Source organism: Amycolatopsis thermalba, assembly GCF_003385215.1.
In the GTDB taxonomy this organism is placed as follows: domain Bacteria; phylum Actinomycetota; class Actinomycetes; order Mycobacteriales; family Pseudonocardiaceae; genus Amycolatopsis_E; species Amycolatopsis_E thermalba.
Genome location: NZ_PQHW01000014.1, coordinates 23,890 through 42,264 on the forward strand (window position 1 = coordinate 23,890; position 18,375 = coordinate 42,264).

The following is an 18,375-nucleotide window of genomic DNA, read 5'->3' on the forward strand; positions in this document are numbered from 1 at the left end:
GCTACCCCGAAAACGCCGAAGCGCCACTTCCGGCATGCGGAAGTGGCGCTTCGGGTAACCGGATCGGGTTACTTCGCCTCGGACAGCAGGGCGGCGATCCGCTGCACGCCCTCCACCAGATCGGACTCGGCCAGCGCGTAGGAGAACCGGAAGTAGCCCGGCGTCCCGAACGCCTCACCCGGCACCGCGGCCACGTCGGCCTCGCGCAGCATCAGGTCGGCCAGCTCCAGCGTGTCGGACGGCTTCTCGCCGCGGATCTCCTTGCCCAGGAGCTCCTTGAACGACGGGTACGCGTAGAACGCGCCCTCCGGCGTCGGGCAGGTCACGCCCGGGATCTCCGACAGCAGCGAGACGATCTTCTTCCGGCGCGCGTCGAACGCGGCGCGCATCTCGGCGACCACGTCCAGCGGCCCCGCGATGGCGGCCAGCGCGGCCCGCTGCGCGATGTTCGACACGTTGCCGCACAGGTGCGACTGGTAGCCGGTCGCGGCCTTGATCACGTCCTTGGGGCCGGCGATCCAGCCGACCCGCCAGCCGGTCATCGAGTAGGTCTTCGCGACGCCGTTGAGGATCAGCGTCTGGTCGGCCAGCTCGGGCACCACGACCGGCATCGAGTGGTTCTCGGCGCCGTCGTAGGTCAGGTGCTCGTAGATCTCGTCGGTGATCACCCAGATGCCGTGCTCGTAGGCCCACTTGCCGATGGCCTCGATCTGCTCCCGGGTGTAGACCGCGCCGGTCGGGTTGGACGGCGAGTTGAACAGCAGCACCTTCGTGCGGTCGGTGCGCGCGGCCTCCAGCTGCTCGACGGTGACCCGGTACCCGGTCGACTCGTCGGCGGTGACCTGCACCGGCACGCCGCCGGCCAGCTTGATCGACTCGGGGTAGGTGGTCCAGTACGGCGCCAGCAGCAGGACCTCGTCGCCCGGGTCGCACAGCGTGGCGAACGCGGAGTAGACGGCCTGCTTGCCGCCGTTGGTGACCAGCACCTGGCTGGGCTCGATGGTGAAGCCGGAGTCCCGCAGCGTCTTCGCCGCGATGGCCTCCTTCAGCTCGGGCAGGCCGCCGGCCGCGGTGTACCCGTGGTTGGCCCGGTCGTGGACGGCCTTCGCGGCCGCCTCGACGACGTAGTCGGGGGTGGGGAAGTCCGGCTGCCCCGCACCGAAGCCGATCACCGGGCGGCCCTGCGCCTTCAGCTCCTTCGCCTTCGCGTCGACGGCGAGGGTGGCCGACGGCGTGATGCCGGCGATGCGGGCCGAGATGCGGGAGCCAGTGGTGACGGTTGCGGGTGCGCTCATGACCCACATCGTCGCACGTCCGGTGTGTCCAGAAGCACGCGGGAGGCCCTTCGCGGCCCCTCGGTTGCGGGCCCGCGAAGGGCTTGCCGTAGACTTCCGAACTTGGAACGTCCGGCGCTTGACCCCGCAGGGCATGCGGGGAGGGTCAAGGGCGTCCAGCGAGCGGCTCGATTGCTCGAAGGGGTGTAGCTCAATTGGCAGAGCAGCGGTCTCCAAAACCGCAGGTTGCAGGTTCAAGTCCTGTCACCCCTGCGTCGATGTAGGTGCCTTAGCGGAGGAGTGGTCGTGAGCGACAACGACGCCGGCGGCAAGGGCCAGGAGCAGGAGCCCAAGCGGGCTGCCCGTCCGGTCACGGCCGCGGCGCGGCGCGAACGTCGCGCCTCCGCGCGCCCTGCCGGCAAGGCGGCCAAGGACGGCGACAAGGCCCGTCCGTCGGGCAAGGCTTCGGTCAGCCCCTCCGCCGACGGCGCGGCCAAGGCCGGTGAGGTCAGGAAGGGTCGCGCGACCCCGAAGCGGACCCGCAAGGACAAGAAGCCGTCCCTGTTCGCGAGGCTGGTGCGGTTCATCCGCGAGGTGTGGGCCGAGCTGCGCAAGGTCATCTGGCCGACGCGCAAGCAGATGGTCACCTACACCACGGTCGTGCTGGTCTTCGTGGCCTTCATGGTCGCGCTGGTCTCGTTGCTGGACTTCGCGTTCCGCAAGGGCGTGTTCTGGCTGTTCGGCTGAGCGCGTCTGCGGGGCCGGCACGGACACGACAAGCGATCAAGTGAGAGGACGGAACGTGACCTCCGAGAACGGCGTCGCAGCCGGCGACGAGTACGACGAGCCGGTCGAGGCGGCCACCGGGGCTGAGGACGAGGCCGCCCGGTCCGAGGCTGCGCAGTCCGACCAGGACGCCGACGGCGCGGTCGCCGAACTCGACGCCGAGCCCGCCGAGACCGCTGCCGAGGACGAGACCGTCGAGGACGAGCCGGCCGCCGAGGCCGCTCCGGCCGAGGACGACGACGAGGACCCGGTGGAGAAGCTGCGCAAGGAGCTGCGCTCGCTGCCGGGCGACTGGTACGTCGTGCACTCCTACGCGGGCTACGAGAACAAGGTCAAGAACAACCTCGAGACCCGTACCCAGACGCTGGACGTCGAGGACTACATCTTCCAGATCGAGGTGCCCACCAAGGAGGTCACCCAGATCAAGAACGGCCAGCGCAAGGTCGTTCAGGAGAAGGTGCTGCCCGGCTACATCCTGGTCCGGATGGAGCTCAACGACGCGTCCTGGAGCGCGGTGCGCAACACCCCCGGCGTCACCGGGTTCGTGGGCGCCACCTCCAAGCCGTCGCCGCTGACCGTCGACGACGTGGTGAAGTTCCTGGCCCCGCAGGTCGAGAAGGCCGCCCCGGCGAAGGCCAAGGGCGAGGCCGCGACGGCGGAGGCCGCCCTGGGCGCGCCCGCGGTCGAGGTCGACTTCGAGGTGGGCGAGTCGGTCACCGTCATGGACGGCCCGTTCGCGACGCTGCCCGCGACGATCAGCGAGGTCAACGCGGACGCGCAGAAGTTGAAGGTCCTGGTGTCGATCTTCGGCCGCGAGACGCCGGTCGAGTTGTCGTTCACCCAGGTCTCCAAGATCTGACGACCCAGTACACTGGATCGTTGGCCCTCGCGCGCAGGCAGGCGCGCGGGGTACTCGGTACTGAATAGGAACTAGGAATGCCACCCAAGAAGAAGAAGCTTGCAGCGATCATCAAGCTGCAGATTCAGGCGGGTGCCGCGAACCCGGCTCCGCCGGTCGGCCCCGCGCTGGGTCAGCACGGCGTCAACATCATGGAGTTCTGCAAGGCCTACAACGCCGCGACCGAGTCGCAGCGCGGCAACGTGGTGCCGGTCGAGATCTCCGTGTACGAAGACCGGTCGTTCGACTTCAAGCTGAAGACGCCGCCGGCCGCGAAGCTGCTGCTGAAGGCCGCGGGCATCGACAAGGGCTCGGCCGAGCCGCACAAGACCAAGGTCGCCAAGGTGACCTGGGACCAGGTGCGCGAGATCGCCGAGACCAAGAAGTCGGACCTGAACGCCAACGACGTCGAGCAGGCGGCGAAGATCATCGCCGGTACCGCCCGGTCGATGGGCATCACGGTCGAGTAATTCCCGCACCGCGAACGCCAACGACATCGAGCAGGCCGCACAGTGTCGATCAAAAGCATGATCGCCGGTACCGCTCGGTCGATGGGCATCACGGTCGAGTAAGAGCCCTCGGGCTCGTCGTGGGAGAGCCAGGCGCTGGCTCGTCACCACAACTGATCCACTTTCTAGCTAAGGACAGACATGGCAAAGCGCAGCAAGGCTTTCCGCCAGACCGCTGAGCAGGTCGACCGCACGCGGCTGTACGCGCCGCTGGAGGCCGTGAAGCTGGCGAAGGAGCTCTCCAAGTCCAAGATGGACGAGACGGTCGAGGTCGCGATGCGCCTCGGCGTCGACCCCCGCAAGGCCGACCAGATGGTCCGCGGCACCGTGAACCTGCCGCACGGTACCGGTAAGACCGTCCGCGTCATCGCGTTCGCCGTCGGCGACAAGGCCGCGCAGGCCGAGGCCGCCGGTGCGGACGCCGTCGGCAGCGACGACCTGATCGAGCGAATCCAGGGTGGCTGGCTCGACTTCGACGCCGCTGTCGCGACGCCGGACCAGATGGCGAAGGTCGGGCGCATCGCCCGCATCCTGGGCCCGCGTGGCCTGATGCCGAACCCGAAGAGCGGCACCGTGACGCCCGACGTGGCGAAGGCGGTCACCGAGATCAAGGGCGGCAAGATCGACTTCCGCGTCGACAAGCAGGCCAACCTGCACCTGGTGATCGGCAAGTCGTCGTTCGACGCCGAGAAGCTGGTGGAGAACTACGCGGCCGCCCTGGACGAGATCCTCCGGGCGAAGCCGTCCGCCGCGAAGGGCCGCTACATCAAGAAGGTGGTCGTCTCGACCACCATGGGACGCGGCATCCCGGTCGACCCGGCCCGGACGCGCAACCTCCTCGCGGAGGAAGCGACCGCCTGACGGTCAGTGACGTGAACGGGCCCCGGCGCTGCTGCGCTGGGGCCCGTTTCGCGTTATCGGCTGGTGGGAGTGGCCGCGGTGCTCGGCACCGGACAGGTCACGGGCCCCGGCTCGTGGCCGGTGATGAGCCATTGCCCCTTCTCCACGCGCTGCACGGTGAACGTCCCGAGGGCGGGTCCGCCCTGGATGGGGAACCGGCACGAGTCGATCGTCAGGGTATCGCCGGGTGGAGGCTCGGAGACCGAGCTGGGGATCGACTCGGCGTAGTTGTTGACATTGGTGACCTGGGCTTTCAGTGCGAACACCGCCTGCTGGCAGTCGGCGTACCCGAGGTCTTCCGCGAACTTCTGCTGGATCGGGATGTCGAACGAGCCGCACGCGAGATCGGGCCGGTTCTGCGCGATCTGGGCGTAGACCGTGCGGACCGCCTCGTACGGCTGGGTGGAGAAGATCTTGTTCGTGCGCCACTGCCCGCCACCGGTTTCCGAGGCCGGCTTGTCTTCGTCGTCGGTGGGGAAGAAGTGGTTGTACGCCAGCTTGCCGGCCACCAGCAGGACGATCAGGAACAGCAGGGCGGACAGCAGCTTCCCCGCCAGGCGCTTCGCCCACTTCGGCGCCCTGATCTTCGGGCCGGGCTGGAGCTGGCCGTACGGCGGAGGCGGCCGCACCGGCGGGCCGCCGGGGCCGGGCTGCGTCGGTGGGCCGTAGCCGGGCGCGCTTTGCACCGGGGCGTTCTGCGTGGGCACCAGCTGGCCGTTGCCCTGCCGCTGGGCCTCCGTGTAGCGGAGGAAGTCCTGGAACTGCTGGAACTGCTGGAACTGCCGCAGCTGCTCCGGATCCAGCCGCGGCTGCGCGGGTTCGACCGCGGAACCGCTGGGCTCCGGGTCCCGGGACGGCTCGTCGGGCTGCTGGCCTGGTCGCTGCTCCACCACGCGCCCCATGATGCCTGCCGTGTGGTGGCCGAGTCATCACGCACCGCGCAAACCGGCCCCCGCGCCGGGCACGAAAACCACCAGGTACGATGGACGACGGTTCTACCGAAGACCGCTGGTTCTTCACGCCGTCAGGCGTGAAGCGAAGTGCCCCGAGCAGAAGGGGCGGCCCGCGCAGGAAGAACGAGGCCGGTGCACCCGTGTGCGCCGATGACGCCCCGTGCTTGCTGCGCGTGGGCGTTTTCTTCTTCCCGGGACTCCTCGCACAAGGCGGTCACACCAGCCAAGAGAGGAGGCGACCCATGGCGAAGCCGGACAAGGTGGCGGCCGTCGCCGAGATCGCGGACCACTTCCGCAACAGCTCGGCCACCGTCGTCACGCAGTACAACGGCCTCTCCGTGTCCCAGCTGTCCCAGCTGCGCCGCGCTCTCGGCACCAGTGCCAAGTACCGGGTTGCGAAGAACACCCTCGTGCAGCGGGCCGCGGAAGAGGCCGGCATCGAGGGTCTCCAGGACCTCTTCGTCGGCCCGACCGCGATCGCCTTCGTGCAGGGTGAGCCGGTCGACGCCGCGAAGGCCCTGAAGAACTTCGCCAAGGACAACGCCGCCCTGGTCATCAAGGGCGGCTACATGGACGGCCGCCCGCTGTCCGTCGACGAGGTCAACCAGATCGCCGACCTCGACAGCCGCGAGGTTCTCCTCGCCAAGGCGGCAGGCGCGTTCAAGGCCAAGCTGTCCCAGGCCGCGGCACTGTTCCAGGCCCCGGCGTCCCAGGTCGCCCGCCTCGCGCAGGCCCTGGCCGACAAGCAGCAGGGCGACGAGGCACCCGCCGAGAGCTGACGTACCACCCACCCCGTACCACCCGTTAGGAAAGGAACGCCATCATGGCGAAGCTGAGCACCGACGAACTGCTCGACGCGTTCAAGGAGCTGACCCTGCTGGAGCTCTCGGACTTCGTGAAGAAGTTCGAGGAGACCTTCGACGTCACCGCCGCCGCCCCGGTCGCCGCCGGCGCGGCCGCCCCGGGTGCCGCCGCCGCGGGCGCCCCGGCCGAGGAGGAGAAGGACGAGTTCGACGTCATCCTCGAGGGTGCCGGCGACAAGAAGATCCAGGTCATCAAGGTCGTCCGCGAGGTCGTCTCCGGTCTGGGCCTGAAGGAGGCCAAGGAGCTCGTCGAGGGCGCCCCGAAGCCGCTCCTGGAGAAGGTCGACAAGGACGCCGCCAACGCGGCCAAGGAGAAGCTCGAGGCTGCCGGCGCCAAGGTCAGCGTCAAGTAGTCGCGAATTTCGCATCTCGAAAAAGGCGGGTCACCTCCACGGTGGCCCGCCTTTTTCGGATCACCTGGATTGTGGCTTGCAAAACTCATGAGTAACCTGCCCGGGACTTGACTCGTTGCACCCTGTTGACGCCGGGCAGGCGTGTGCCAGGGTGTTGATCCACGGCGTCGGAGCTGCGGGAGGTTCGATGGGTGCCGAGGTGGTCATCGAGGGTCTGACCAAGTCCTTCGGGCGGCAGAGCATTTGGCGGGACGTGACCTTGACACTGCCTCCGGGCGAGGTGTCGGTCATGCTGGGCCCGTCGGGCACCGGTAAGTCGGTGTTCCTGAAGTCCATGATCGGGCTGCTCAAGCCCGACCGGGGCAAGTGCGTCATCAACGGCGTGGACATCGTGCGGTGCAGCGAGCACAAGCTGTACGAAACGCGAAAATTGTTCGGTGTCCTGTTCCAGGACGGCGCGCTGTTCGGGTCGATGAACCTCTACGACAACGTCGCCTTCCCGCTGCGCGAGCACACCAAGAAATCCGAGACCGAGATCCGCCGGATCGTCCTGGAAAAGCTCGAGATGACCGGTCTGGCCGGTGCCGAAAAGAAGCTGCCCGGCGAGATTTCGGGCGGGATGCGCAAGCGCGCCGGCCTGGCCCGGGCGCTGGTGCTGGACCCGGAGATCATCCTGGTCGACGAGCCGGACTCCGGTCTGGACCCGGTCCGCACCACCTACATCTCGCAGCTGTTCATCGACGTGAACGCGCAGATCGACGCCACGTTCCTGATCGTCACGCACAACATCAACCTGGCCCGCACGGTGCCGGACAACCTGGGCATGCTGTTCCGCAAGGAGCTGGTCATGTTCGGCCCCCGCGAGGTGCTGCTGACCAGCGAGGAGCCGGTCGTCAAGCAGTTCCTGAACGGCCGCATGGACGGCCCGATCGGTATGTCCGAGGAGAAGGACACCGCCCAGATGGCCGCCGAGCGCGCCATGTTCGAGGCCGGCCACCACGCCGGCGGTGTCGAGGACGTCACCGGCATCCCGGCCCAGATGCAGCCGACCCCGGGCGTGCCGACCCGGCAGGGCGCGATCCGCCGCAAGGACCGGGTCATGAAGATCCTGCACACGCTCCCGCCCGCGGCGCAGGAGGGGATCATCGAGTCCCTGTCGCCGGAGGAGCAGCGCCACTACGGCGTCACGCCGCGCCGCGCGGTGCACACCGGCAGCAGGCACGCCGCCCCGACCCAGCCGCTGCCGACGCAGCACCAGGGGCAGCTGCCGCAGGAGGAAATCGCCCACATGCCGCAGTCGGGCTGGTCCAGAACCGAGACCACCGACCGGCTGCGTGGCCCGGGGGCCGGTGAGGCATGAGCTCGACGGCCTCCCCGGCCAAGGTTCCCGGACTCGGAATGCTGCGTGAGACCGGGAAGTTGTTCGCCCTCGGGCTGGACATCATCCGCGGGTTCTTCCAGCGGCCGTTCCAGTTGCGGGAGTTCATCCAGCAGTCGTGGTTCATCGCGAGCGTCACGATCCTGCCCACGGCCCTCGTCGCGATCCCGTTCGGCGCGGTCATCTCGCTGCAGTTCGGGTCGCTCGCGCGTCAGCTCGGCGCGCAGTCCTACACCGGTGCCGGCAGCGTGCTCGCGACCGTGCAGCAGGCCGCTCCGCTGGTGACCGCGCTGCTCGTCGCGGGCGCCGGCGGCAGCGCGATCTGCGCGGACATCGGCGCGCGCACCATCCGCGAGGAGATCGACGCGATGGAGGTGCTCGGCGTCTCCGCGGTGCAGCGGCTGATCGTGCCGCGCGTGCTGGCGTCGATGCTCGTCGCGTTGCTGCTCAACGGCATGGTCAGCGTCATCGGCGTGCTCGGCGGCTACTTCTTCAACGTCGTGCTGCAGGGCGGCACGCCGGGCGCGTACCTGGCGAGCTTCTCGGCGCTGGCGCAGCTGCCCGACCTGTGGGTCGGCGAGATCAAGGCGCTCATCTTCGGCTTCATCGCGGCCGTGGTCGCCGCCTACCGCGGGCTGAACCCCGCCGGCGGCCCGAAGGGCGTGGGTGACGCGGTGAACCAGTCCGTCGTCATCACGTTCCTGCTGCTGTTCGTCGTGAACTTCGTGATCACGCTCATCTACCTGCAGATCGTCCCCGGAAAGCTGAGCTGATCATGGCGAGCATCGGTCAGACGGCGAAGCGGATCGCCACCCGTCCACTGGAGATCCTGGACAACTTCGGCGACCAGATGTCGTTCTACGCCCGTGCGCTGGCGTGGACGCCGCGCACGCTGCGCCGCTACACCAAGGAGGTCCTGCGGCTGCTGGCGGAGGTGAGCTTCGGCTCCGGTTCGCTGGCGGTCATCGGCGGCACGGTCGGCGTGATGATCGGCCTGACCCTGTTCACCGGTGTGCTGGTCGGCCTGCAGGGCTACTCGGCCCTGAACTCGATCGGCACGTCGGCGTTCACCGGGTTCCTGACGGCGTTCTTCAACACCCGCGAGATCGCGCCGCTGGTCGCCGGGCTGGCGTTGTCGGCGACCGTCGGCGCCGGGTTCACCGCCCAGCTGGGCGCGATGCGGATCTCCGAGGAGATCGACGCGCTCGAGGTGATGGGCGTGCCGAGCCTGCCGTACCTGGTGACCACCCGGATCATCGCCGGGTTCGTCGCGGTCATCCCGCTGTACGTGATCGGCCTGCTGTCGTCCTACCTGGCGTCGCGGCTGGTGGTCATCTACATCTACGGGCAGTCGGCGGGCACGTACGACCACTACTTCAACCTGTTCCTACCTCCCGAAGACGTCTTCTACTCGTTCATCAAGGTGCTGATATTCAGCGTCGTGATCATCCTGACCCACTGCTACTTCGGGTACCGCGCCTCCGGCGGCCCGGCCGGCGTGGGTGTGGCGGTGGGCCGCGCGGTGCGGCTGAGCATCGTCACGGTCGCCATCATCAACTTCTTCATCGGGTTCGCCATCTGGGGAACCTCGGTGACGGTCCGGATCGCGGGGTGAGGACACCGTGGTGACCTTGCGTCGCAGGCTGCTGGGCCTGCTCCTGATCGTGGTGCTCGCGGCGGGCGTCACGCTGTCGATCGCCATGTACAACAAGGCGTTCACGCCGACGGTCGAGGTGAAGCTGCAGGCCGGCGAGGTCGGCAACCAGCTGCTGCCGCAGTCCGACGTCAAGGTGCGCGGGCTGATCGTCGGCTCGGTGAAGTCGATCGACGCGAGCGCCGACGGCGCCACGCTGACGCTCGCGCTGGACCCGGAGTCGGCGAAGCTGATCCCGGAGAACGTCAGCGCCCGGTTCCTGCCGAAGACGCTGTTCGGCGAGCGGTACGTGTCGCTGGAGATCCCGGAGCGGCCGTCGGCGAAGACGATCGCCGCCGGTGACGTGATCCCGGAGGACCGCACGCAGGACGCCGTCCAGCTGTCGCAGGCGCTGGACAACCTGCTGCCGGTGCTGCAGGCCGTGCAGCCGGAGAAGCTGTCCACCACGCTGACCGCGATCTCGACCGCGCTGCAGGGCCGCGGCGAGACGCTCGGGCAGACCCTGTCCGAGCTGGGCACCTACTTCGGCGACCTGAACCCGCACCTGCCGCAGCTGCGGGAAAACCTGCAGGAGCTGGCGAAGTTCTCCGACAACCTGTCCGACGCGGCGCCGGATCTGGTGCAGACGCTGGACAACCTGTCGACCACGACGAAGACGGTGTTCGACGAGCAGCAGAACCTGCAGGCCCTCTACGCCAACGTGACCGCCGCTTCGCAGACCCTGGAATCGTTCGTGAGCGCGAACGCGAGCAACCTGATCAGCCTGGCCGAGAACTCGCGCCCGACGGCCGAGCTGCTGGCGAAGTACGCGCCGGAGTACCCGTGCCTGTTCGGGTCGATGGCCGAGCTGGTGCCCTTCGTGGACCAGGCGCTGGGCAAGGGCACGAACCAGCCCGGCCTGCACGCGACGATCGAGATCGTCACCACCCGCGGGCCGTACGTGGCCGGCCGCGACGAGCCGCGCTTCGAGGACAAGCGGGGCCCGCGCTGCTACAACGTCAAGGAGTTCCCGCAGCCGTTCCCGCAGTACCCGCCGGAGGGCCCGATCAAGGACGGCGCCCAGCCGACCCCGGCGTCGAAGTCGGCCAGTGACGGCCTGCAGCCCGCCAACACGATCGCCGACGCCGGCGGCTACAACGGCGGCGGTGGCGCGGCGGGCGGCAACCCGGCCAACAGCCGGGCCGAGCTCGATTTCCTGTCCCAGCTCGTCGGCCCGCAGGTCGGCCTCGACCCGGCGGCCATGCCGGGCTGGTCCGGCCTGCTCGTGGGCCCGCTCTACCGCGGTGCGGAGGTGACGGTCAAGTGAGGGGACTGGTCGCGCCGCTGATCAAGCTGACGATCTTCATCGTGATCACCGTGTTGTTCACGGCGATCCTCGGCATCAGCATCGCCAACATCAACACCCAGGACACCACCGGGTACAGCGCCCGCTTCACCGACGCGACGCTCGTGCTGCCCGGTGACGACGTCCGCATCGCGGGCGTGAAGGTCGGCCAGGTCACGAACGTCAAGATCGTGGACCGGCGCCAGGCCCAGATCGACTTCGAGGTCGACCAGGGCCGCACCCTGCCGGCCGGGGTCACGGTGCAGATCAAGTACCGCAACCTGGTCGGCCAGCGGTACCTCTCGCTCGGCCAGGGCACCGGCAAGGGCACGCTCGAGCCGGGCAGCACGATCCCGCTGGAGCGCACCACCCCGGCGCTGGACCTGGACGAGCTGTTCAACGGGTTCAAGCCGCTGTTCCGCGCGCTCAACCCGGAGGACGTCGACAAGCTGTCCTACGAGCTGATCCAGGTCCTGCAGGGCGAGGGCGGCACGATCGACAGCCTGCTCGCCCACACCGCGTCGCTGACCACCACGATCGCGCAGAAGGACCAGGTGATCGGCCAGGTGGTGACCAACCTGAACACAGTGCTGGACGCGGTCAACGCGCACACCCCGCAGCTGACCGACCTGATCGACAAGCTGCAGCGGCTGACCACCGGACTGGCGCAGGACCGCGACTCGATCGGTGACGCGATCGACGCGCTGGGCGGGCTGGCCACCACCACCGCGGGCTTCCTGGACGAGGCACGCGAACCGCTGAAGAACGACATCTCGGCGCTGGGCGGGCTCGCCCAGAACCTCAACGACAGCGAGCCGGTGGTGGAGCACTTCATCCAGTTCCTGCCGCAGAAGGTCACGACGCTCGCGCGCACGGCCGACTACGGTTCCTGGTTCAACTTCTACCTCTGCTCGGCGACCGGGAGCGTGTCCCTGCCGCCGCTGATCAACCAGGAGATCAACCTGCCGATCATGCCGCAGACCCGGGACCGGTGTGGATCATGAGGAGCTTCCAGTCCCGCAACCCGGTGCCCATCGCGGTCGTCGGCCTCGTGCTGATGCTGCTGGGCTTCGTCGCCGCGCTCAACGCCGACGACCTGCCGATCATCGGCGCCGGGACGAGCTACGAGGCGGAGTTCACCGAGGCGGCCGGCCTGAAGGCCGACGACGAGGTGCGCGTCGCCGGGGTGAAGGTCGGCAAGGTCACCGACGTGACGCTGGACGGCGCGTCGGTGAAGGTGACGTTCAAGGTCAAGGACACCTGGCTCGGCGACAAGACCGCGGCGGCGATCAAGATCAAGACGCTGCTCGGCCAGAAGTACCTGGCGCTCGACCCGGTCGGGGAGAAGGCGCTGGACCCGGGCACGCCGATCCCGACGGAACGGACGCTGGCGCCCTACGACGTGCTGGACGCGTTCCGGGACCTGTCGACCACGGTGAACGACATCGACACGGACCAGCTGGCCCAATCCTTCGACGTGCTGTCCCAGACGCTGTCCGGCACCTCCGACAACGTGCGTGGCGCGCTCAACGGCCTGTCGCAGCTGTCCGACACGATCGCCAAGCGGGACACCGAGCTGGCGCAGCTGCTGCAGAACACCAACCAGATCTCGCAGACGCTGGCCGACCGCGACCAGCAGCTCACCCGGTTGCTGCAGGACGGCAACCTGGTGCTGCAGGAGGTCGCCGCCCGTGAGCAGGCGATCTCGACGCTGCTGACCGGCGCGCAGGAGCTGTCCCGGCAGCTGCAGGGACTGGTGAGCGACAACGACGCGCAGCTGACGCCGGTGCTGACCTCGCTGGACCAGCTCACCGCGATGCTGCAGCGCAACCAGGACAACCTGGCCCAGGGCATCGCCCGCTTCGCGCCCTACATCCGCGTGTTCACCAACACCGTCGGCAACGGGCACTGGTTCGACAACTACATCTGCGGTCTGATCCTGCCCTCGATCGGCCCCCTGAACGAAGAGGGGTGCAACCAGAAATGACGGAGACCCGCTTCGGCCGATCCCTCGCGCGTGGCATCGCGGCGGCGTGCGTGCTCGGTCTCGTCGTGGCCGGCGTGCTCTGGTGGACCCTCAAGGACGCCGACAAGAAGCACGTCACCGCCTACTTCACCAGCGCGACCGGCCTCTACGTGGGCAACAGCGTGCGCGTGCTGGGCGTCGACATGGGCAAGGTGACCTCGGTCGAGCCGATGGGCGACCGGGTCAAGGTCGTCATGGAGTACGACCGCGCGGTGCAGGTGCCCGCCGACGCGCAGGCCGCGATCGTCGCGCCGTCGCTGGTCAGCGACCGGTACGTGCAGCTCGCCCCGGCCTACACCGGCGGCCCGGTGATCAGCGAGGGCGCCACCATCCCGCTGGAGAAGACCGCGGTGCCGATCGAGGTCGACCAGCTCTACGAGAGCCTGGACAAGATCAGCCGGTCGCTCGGCCCGAACGGGGTGAACTCCAACGGCTCGCTGTCGGACCTGCTCACCACGCTGGCGCAGAACATGGACGGCAACGGCCAGGCCCTGCACGACACCATCACGAAGCTGAGCCAGGCGTCGCGGACGCTGTCGGGCAACAAGGACGACCTGTTCGGCACGGTCGCCAACCTGGCCGACTTCACCACCACCCTGGCCAACAGCGACAACCAGGTGCGGCAGTTCGAGCAGCGGCTGGCCGACGTCTCCGGCTACCTGGCGGGGGAGAAGGACAACCTCGCCGCCACGGTGCAGCAGCTGGGCACCACGCTCGCCACGGTGCAGCAGTTCATCAACAACCACTCCGACCGGCTGAAGTCCAACGTGGACAAGCTGGCCAGCGTGACCCAGGTGCTGGTGGACCAGCGCAGCGCGCTCGCCGAGATCCTCGACGTCGCGCCGGTCGGCCTGAACAACGTCATCAACGCCTACAACGGCTCGTCGGGCACGCTCGACGCGCGGGCCAACCTCAACGAGCTGACCCAGCCGCCGATCGTGATGATCTGCAACCTGCTCAAGCAGACGCCGGAGGCGCTGGACGCGATCGGCAACCTGTGCAGCTCGGTGGCGCCGCTGCTGGATGGCGCGGTGCCGCTGCCGTCGGTCGCGCAGACCGTGCACGCGCTGCAGAACGGCCAGCTGCCGCCGCTGCCGCTCCCGCTGGCGCAGACCGTCTACGGAACGGGGGCGTCGCAGTGAGGAAGCCACTCGCCCTCGCCGCCGCCGGCTTGGCGGCGGCGCTGACCCTGACCAGCTGCTCGTTCGGCGGCATCTACGACGTGCCGCTGCCCGGCGGCGCCGACCTGGGCGACCACCCGTACACGGTCAAGGTCCAGTTCGCCGACGTGCTCGACCTCGTGCCGCAGGCCGGGGTCAAGGTCAACGAGGTCCCGGTGGGCCGGGTCGAGTCGATCGGGCTGACCGAGGACGGCTGGCACGCCGAGGTGACGGTCAAGCTCAACGGCGACGTCAAGCTGCCCGCCAACGCGCTGGCCAACATCCGCCAGTCCAGCCTGCTCGGGGAGAAGTACGTCGAGCTGGCCTCGCCGGGCGAGGACCTCGCGCAGGGCACCCTCGCCGACGGCGCGGAGATCCCGCTGGCCCGCACCAACCGCAGCGTCGAGGTGGAGGAGGTGCTCGGCGCGCTGTCCATGCTGCTCAACGGCGGCGGGGTCGAGCAGCTCAACACCATCACCAAGGAGCTCAACGCCGCCACCGAGGGCCGCGAGCCGGACATCCGGCGCCTGCTGGACAACGCCAACCAGCTGGTGTCCACACTGGACGCCCAGTCCGGCGACATCACGCGGGCGCTGGACGGCCTGAACCGGCTCTCCAGCACGCTGGCCGGGCAGAAGGACCAGATCGTCAACGCGATCGACGACCTCGGCCCCGGCATCGGGATCCTGGAGCAGCAGCGCACCCAGCTGGTCACCATGCTCCAGGCGCTGCAGAACCTCTCCGGCGTCACCGTGGACACGCTGAACAAGAGCCAGGAGAACCTGGTCGCCGACCTGCGCGCGTTGCTGCCGACGCTGCAGAAGCTCGGCGAGGCCGGCGCCGACCTGCCCAAGTCACTGGAGATCCTGCTGACCTACCCGTTCACCGACGCGGCGATCGACGGCGTCAAGGGCGACTACTTCAACCTCTACGCCAAGATCGACCTGAACCTGCAGAACGTGCTGCAGAACCTCAGCCGCAGCAGGCAGAACCCGCTGGCCGGGGTGCTGCCGGACAGCCTGGCCGGCCTCACCGGCGGGGTCGAGGGCGAGCAGGCCAACCAGCCGCCGCCGCTGCCGTTGCCGCTCCAGGTCGCACCGCAGAGCACAGCGGCCACCGGCGCCACCGGGGCCACCGGGGCGCAGCCGCAACAGACCGGGGTCGCGGGCATCTTCGGCCTGCTGGCGGGAGGTGCGTGATGCTGGTCCGCAAGACGAAGATCCAACTGGTCGCGTTCCTGGTCATCTCCGTGGTGGCCGTGGTGTACGCGCTGATCCGGTTCGCCGGGCTCGGGCAGGTGTTCGGCCAGACCGGGTACACGGTTAAGCTGGAGCTGACCCAGTCCGGCGGCATCTTCACCGGGGCCGAGGTCACCTACCGCGGCTACAACATCGGCAAGGTCGGCCAGCTGCGGCTCACCGCCGAGGGCCTGGAGGCCGACCTGGAGATCGACCCGGACACCCCGCGGGTGCCGGCGAACCTGCAGGCGGTCGTCGCCAACCGGTCGGCGGTCGGGGAGCAGTTCGTCGACCTGCGGCCGGTCGCCGACGGCGGGCCGTACCTGGCGGGCGGGTCGGTCATCCCCGCCGCGAAGACGCAGGTGCCGATCGGCACCGACCAGATCATCACCGGCCTGGACAGCCTGGCCTCCTCGGTGCCGAAGGACGCGCTGCGGACCGTCGTCGACGAGTCCTACAACGCGTTCAACGGCACCGGCCCGGGCCTGCAGCAGCTGCTGGACACCGCGCGGGACTTCACCGCCACCGCGCAGCAGTACCTGCCGCAGACCGTGCAGCTGCTCGACTCCGGTGAGCGGGTGCTCCAGACGCAGAACCAGCAAGCGGGCAACCTGAAGGAGTTCAGCCGCAACCTCAACGAGCTGTCGGCGACGCTGAAGGGCTCCGACGCCGACATCCGGCGGCTGATCGAGGTCGCCCCGGGCGCGGCGCAGACGCTCAACCAGTTCGTGACCGACCTCGGGCCCGGGCTCGGCGAGCTGACCGCGAACCTGCTGACCACGTCGAACCTGCTGCTGACCCGGCAGGACGGCATCCAGCAGGTGCTGGTCAGCTACCCGGTGCTGGCGGTGGGCGCCCGCAGCGTGGCGCCCGGCGACGGCACCGCGCACCTGGGGCTGGCGCTCAACCTGTTCGACCCGCCGGTGTGCACCAAGGGCTACATGAGCCCGGAGCAGTACCGCACGGGTGCCGAGACCACGCCGCGGGAGCCGAACCTGAACTCCTACTGCGCGGAGCCCGCGGGCAGCCCGATTGGCGTGCGCGGTGCGCAGAACGCGCCGTACAACGGGGTGCCGGTGGATCCCTCGCCGCAGGAGGTCGCGCAGAATTCGAACCGCGACGAGGAGCAGCTGGCGTACATGCGGGGCACCCCCGGCGTCGTCGGCTCGCCGGGCGTCTCGATCACCAGCCTGTCCGCCCTGCTGGGACTGCCCGGCTGACGCCGCCCACACCCGACCTACCTACTCTGGAGAGCTATGAGTTCGGACGAGGCACGGACCGAGGAAGCCGGCTTCCCGGATCCGCCGGCCGAGGACCCGGCCACCGGGGACAAGCTGGGCCGGTACCTGGTGCTGGGCACGGCCGCGCTGGCCGCGGCGGCGCTGATCGTCGCCGGGATCTTCGGGGTCCAGTGGTGGGTCGCCTCCACCGACGACAACCTGGCGCTGGCCCAGGCCCGCGACGACGTGGTCAAGGCGGGCACCACGGCGGTCAAGGCGTACACGGAGCTGGACTACACCAACCCGGACGGCTACTTCGCCCAGCAGAAGGCCGTGTCGACCCAGGAGCTGGCCGACCAGATCACCGCGACCGAGCAGAACTACCGCCAGGCCATGACCGAGGCCAAGACCAAGGTGACCACCACGGTGCAGGACATCGGGGTGGAGGAGCTGGACCTGCACGGCGGGAAGGCGAGCTTCCTGGCCGCGATCAGCACGCTGGTCGCCAAGGAGGGCGCGCAGCCGGTCGCCAAGCCGCTGCGGCTGGAGGTGCAGATGACCCGGGTCGGGGACGAGTGGAAGGTGTCCGGGATCGGGTCGGTGCCGCTCGTGAGCGGGCAGTAACGGTCGCCGCAGGCGTACGAGGAGAGGACCAGTCATGCCACCGTCTCGCCGGCAGACACCGCCGGTGCGCCGCCGTCCCAAGGTCGCCGGCGCCGGGATCCGGCGTCCCTCGCCGAGGCCCCGCGACGAGGAGTACGCCGAGACCGAGGAGGTCACGGGCCGGGCCGCGGCGCCCGAACCGGAGGTCGATGAGGTCGAGGTCGCCGAGCCCGAGGCCGCTGCCGAGGCCCCGGCCGAGCCGCGACGGCCCAGCCCGCGGCCCAAGGCCCGCGACGAGGGCGAGCCGAAGCCGGAGAGCTACGCCGAGGCCGAAGCAGCCACGTCGGACGAGGAGCCGACGGCTGCGGGGGAGCGGCGGAAGACGAGCCCGTACGTGCTGGCCGGCGTGCTGTTCGGTCTGGCGCTGGTGCTGGCCGGGTTAGCGGTGTGGTTCAAGATCGAGGGCAACCGGGTCGACGAGATGATGTCGAACACGGCGCTGCTGGACACCGCCCGCACGGCGGAGGTCAGCAAGGCCGCCACGGGTGCCGCCGAGTCGCTGTTCTCCTACGACTTCAACAACATCGCGAAGACCCAGGACGCGGCGAAGAACCTGCTGCTCAACGACGAGGTGAAGGCCAAGTACAACGCCATCTTCGGCGAGGTCGAGCGGCTGGCCCCGCAGCAGAAGATCGTGGTCACGGTGAAGGCGACGCGCAGCGCGGTGATCATGCTCGACGGCGACCGCGCGAAGGTGATGGTGTTCGTCGACCAGACCTCGACGCGCACGGACCAGAACCAGACGGCGAGCGGCAGCGCGCAGCTGTGGCTGAACATGCAGTACGTCGACGGCGAGTGGAAGGTCTCGGCGCTGGACACGTACACAGCCACCCAGCCGACGCCAGCGCCGTCCAGCGCGCCGCCCGCGTCCCCGGCACCGTCCCGCTGATCCATTCCGGACGCCCCCGCCGAGCCGCCGGCCGGTGGGGGCGTTCTGGTGTTCGTGCGCACCCTGCCGCGGTGGGGCGCGCTGGCTCGGATACCGCCGCGCCCCGGGCGGTGGGACTTCTGCTGTTCGTGGGAACCCTGCCGCAACAGGGCGCGCTCGACCGGACGCCGCCGCGCCCCGGTGGGGCATCTGCTGTTCCTGGGCGGCCGCGTGCTGCGGCCGCGCCTGGCTAGGCTGGCCGCCCATCATTCCGGGGCGTGCCTACCCAGCGGCCGCGCCGCGAGCAC

At 69.2% G+C, this 18,375-nt stretch carries 18 protein-coding genes, 1 tRNA gene and 1 pseudogene; 18 read left to right on the forward strand and 2 right to left on the reverse strand.

Annotated features, from left to right (window positions below):
- Nucleotides 1-68: 68 nt before the first annotated feature.
- Complete coding sequence (locus D0D15_RS08635) at nt 69-1,295, reverse strand: pyridoxal phosphate-dependent aminotransferase (protein WP_094003874.1); 1,227 nt, start codon at nt 1,293-1,295, stop codon at nt 69-71.
- 179 nt (nt 1,296-1,474) lie between these two features.
- Here D0D15_RS08635 and D0D15_RS08640 point away from each other — a divergent pair.
- The 5 genes and pseudogenes from D0D15_RS08640 (at nt 1,475) to rplA (ending at nt 4,328) form a co-directional block, all read left to right on the forward strand.
- Nucleotides 1,475-1,547, forward strand: a tRNA-Trp gene (locus D0D15_RS08640).
- A 27-nt stretch (nt 1,548-1,574) separates the two neighbouring features.
- The gene (gene secE / locus D0D15_RS08645; RefSeq protein ID WP_094003875.1) at nt 1,575-2,021 is read left to right on the forward strand and encodes a preprotein translocase subunit SecE; all 447 of its coding nucleotides are present in this window, start codon (nt 1,575-1,577) and stop codon (nt 2,019-2,021) included.
- 55 nt (nt 2,022-2,076) lie between these two features.
- The gene (nusG, locus tag D0D15_RS08650; protein ID WP_115944358.1) at nt 2,077-2,919 is read left to right on the forward strand and encodes a transcription termination/antitermination protein NusG; all 843 of its coding nucleotides are present in this window, start codon (nt 2,077-2,079) and stop codon (nt 2,917-2,919) included.
- 77 nt (nt 2,920-2,996) lie between these two features.
- A pseudogene (rplK, locus tag D0D15_RS08655) lies at nt 2,997-3,530 on the forward strand (50S ribosomal protein L11).
- Between the two features lie 78 nt (nt 3,531-3,608).
- Nucleotides 3,609-4,328 (forward strand): 50S ribosomal protein L1, encoded by a 720-nt coding sequence (rplA, locus tag D0D15_RS08660; protein WP_094003878.1) that lies wholly within the window; start codon nt 3,609-3,611, stop codon nt 4,326-4,328.
- A 53-nt stretch (nt 4,329-4,381) separates the two neighbouring features.
- Here the strand turns inward: rplA and D0D15_RS08665 are convergent, their stop codons facing one another.
- Complete coding sequence (locus D0D15_RS08665) at nt 4,382-5,269, reverse strand: hypothetical protein (protein ID WP_244214940.1); 888 nt, start codon at nt 5,267-5,269, stop codon at nt 4,382-4,384.
- A gap of 293 nt (nt 5,270-5,562) precedes the next feature.
- On the opposite strand from D0D15_RS08665, the gene rplJ reads away from it, so the two are divergent.
- The 13 genes from rplJ (at nt 5,563) to D0D15_RS08730 (ending at nt 18,088) form a co-directional block, all read left to right on the forward strand.
- Nucleotides 5,563-6,099, forward strand: coding sequence for a 50S ribosomal protein L10 (rplJ, locus tag D0D15_RS08670; protein ID WP_094003879.1), 537 nt, complete (start codon nt 5,563-5,565; stop codon nt 6,097-6,099).
- Between the two features lie 44 nt (nt 6,100-6,143).
- On the forward strand, nt 6,144-6,536 hold the full coding sequence (rplL, locus tag D0D15_RS08675; RefSeq protein ID WP_115944359.1) for a 50S ribosomal protein L7/L12: 393 nt from the start codon (nt 6,144-6,146) through the stop codon (nt 6,534-6,536).
- A gap of 187 nt (nt 6,537-6,723) precedes the next feature.
- Nucleotides 6,724-7,896, forward strand: coding sequence for an ABC transporter ATP-binding protein (locus tag D0D15_RS08680; RefSeq protein WP_094003881.1), 1,173 nt, complete (start codon nt 6,724-6,726; stop codon nt 7,894-7,896).
- Nucleotides 7,893-8,687, forward strand: a complete 795-nt coding sequence (locus tag D0D15_RS08685) for an MlaE family ABC transporter permease (RefSeq protein WP_162830531.1) — start codon at nt 7,893-7,895, stop codon at nt 8,685-8,687. Before D0D15_RS08680 ends, D0D15_RS08685 begins: the two co-directional genes overlap by 4 nt.
- A 2-nt stretch (nt 8,688-8,689) precedes the next feature.
- On the forward strand, nt 8,690-9,529 hold the full coding sequence (locus tag D0D15_RS08690) for an MlaE family ABC transporter permease (RefSeq protein ID WP_094003882.1): 840 nt from the start codon (nt 8,690-8,692) through the stop codon (nt 9,527-9,529).
- Nucleotides 9,530-9,536: 7 nt separating this feature from the next.
- Nucleotides 9,537-10,874, forward strand: a complete 1,338-nt coding sequence (locus D0D15_RS08695) for an MCE family protein (protein WP_167481479.1) — start codon at nt 9,537-9,539, stop codon at nt 10,872-10,874.
- On the forward strand, nt 10,871-11,896 hold the full coding sequence (locus D0D15_RS08700) for an MCE family protein (RefSeq protein ID WP_094003884.1): 1,026 nt from the start codon (nt 10,871-10,873) through the stop codon (nt 11,894-11,896). Before D0D15_RS08695 ends, D0D15_RS08700 begins: the two co-directional genes overlap by 4 nt.
- The gene (locus D0D15_RS08705) at nt 11,893-12,879 is read left to right on the forward strand and encodes an MCE family protein (protein WP_094003885.1); all 987 of its coding nucleotides are present in this window, start codon (nt 11,893-11,895) and stop codon (nt 12,877-12,879) included. The genes D0D15_RS08700 and D0D15_RS08705 overlap by 4 nt, the downstream gene beginning before the upstream one ends.
- Nucleotides 12,876-14,060 carry an MCE family protein gene (locus D0D15_RS08710; protein WP_094003886.1) on the forward strand — a complete coding sequence of 395 codons (1,185 nt, stop codon included), beginning with the start codon at nt 12,876-12,878 and terminating at the stop codon, nt 14,058-14,060. Before D0D15_RS08705 ends, D0D15_RS08710 begins: the two co-directional genes overlap by 4 nt.
- A complete protein-coding gene (locus D0D15_RS08715; protein WP_094003887.1) occupies nt 14,057-15,277 on the forward strand; it encodes an MCE family protein in 1,221 nt (406 codons plus the stop codon). Before D0D15_RS08710 ends, D0D15_RS08715 begins: the two co-directional genes overlap by 4 nt.
- Nucleotides 15,277-16,536, forward strand: coding sequence for an MCE family protein (locus D0D15_RS08720; RefSeq protein WP_094003888.1), 1,260 nt, complete (start codon nt 15,277-15,279; stop codon nt 16,534-16,536). The genes D0D15_RS08715 and D0D15_RS08720 overlap by 1 nt, the downstream gene beginning before the upstream one ends.
- Before the next feature lie 36 nt (nt 16,537-16,572).
- On the forward strand, nt 16,573-17,160 hold the full coding sequence (locus tag D0D15_RS08725) for a hypothetical protein (protein WP_094003889.1): 588 nt from the start codon (nt 16,573-16,575) through the stop codon (nt 17,158-17,160).
- Between the two features lie 34 nt (nt 17,161-17,194).
- The gene (locus D0D15_RS08730; RefSeq protein ID WP_094003890.1) at nt 17,195-18,088 is read left to right on the forward strand and encodes a hypothetical protein; all 894 of its coding nucleotides are present in this window, start codon (nt 17,195-17,197) and stop codon (nt 18,086-18,088) included.
- Nucleotides 18,089-18,375 lie beyond the last annotated feature (287 nt).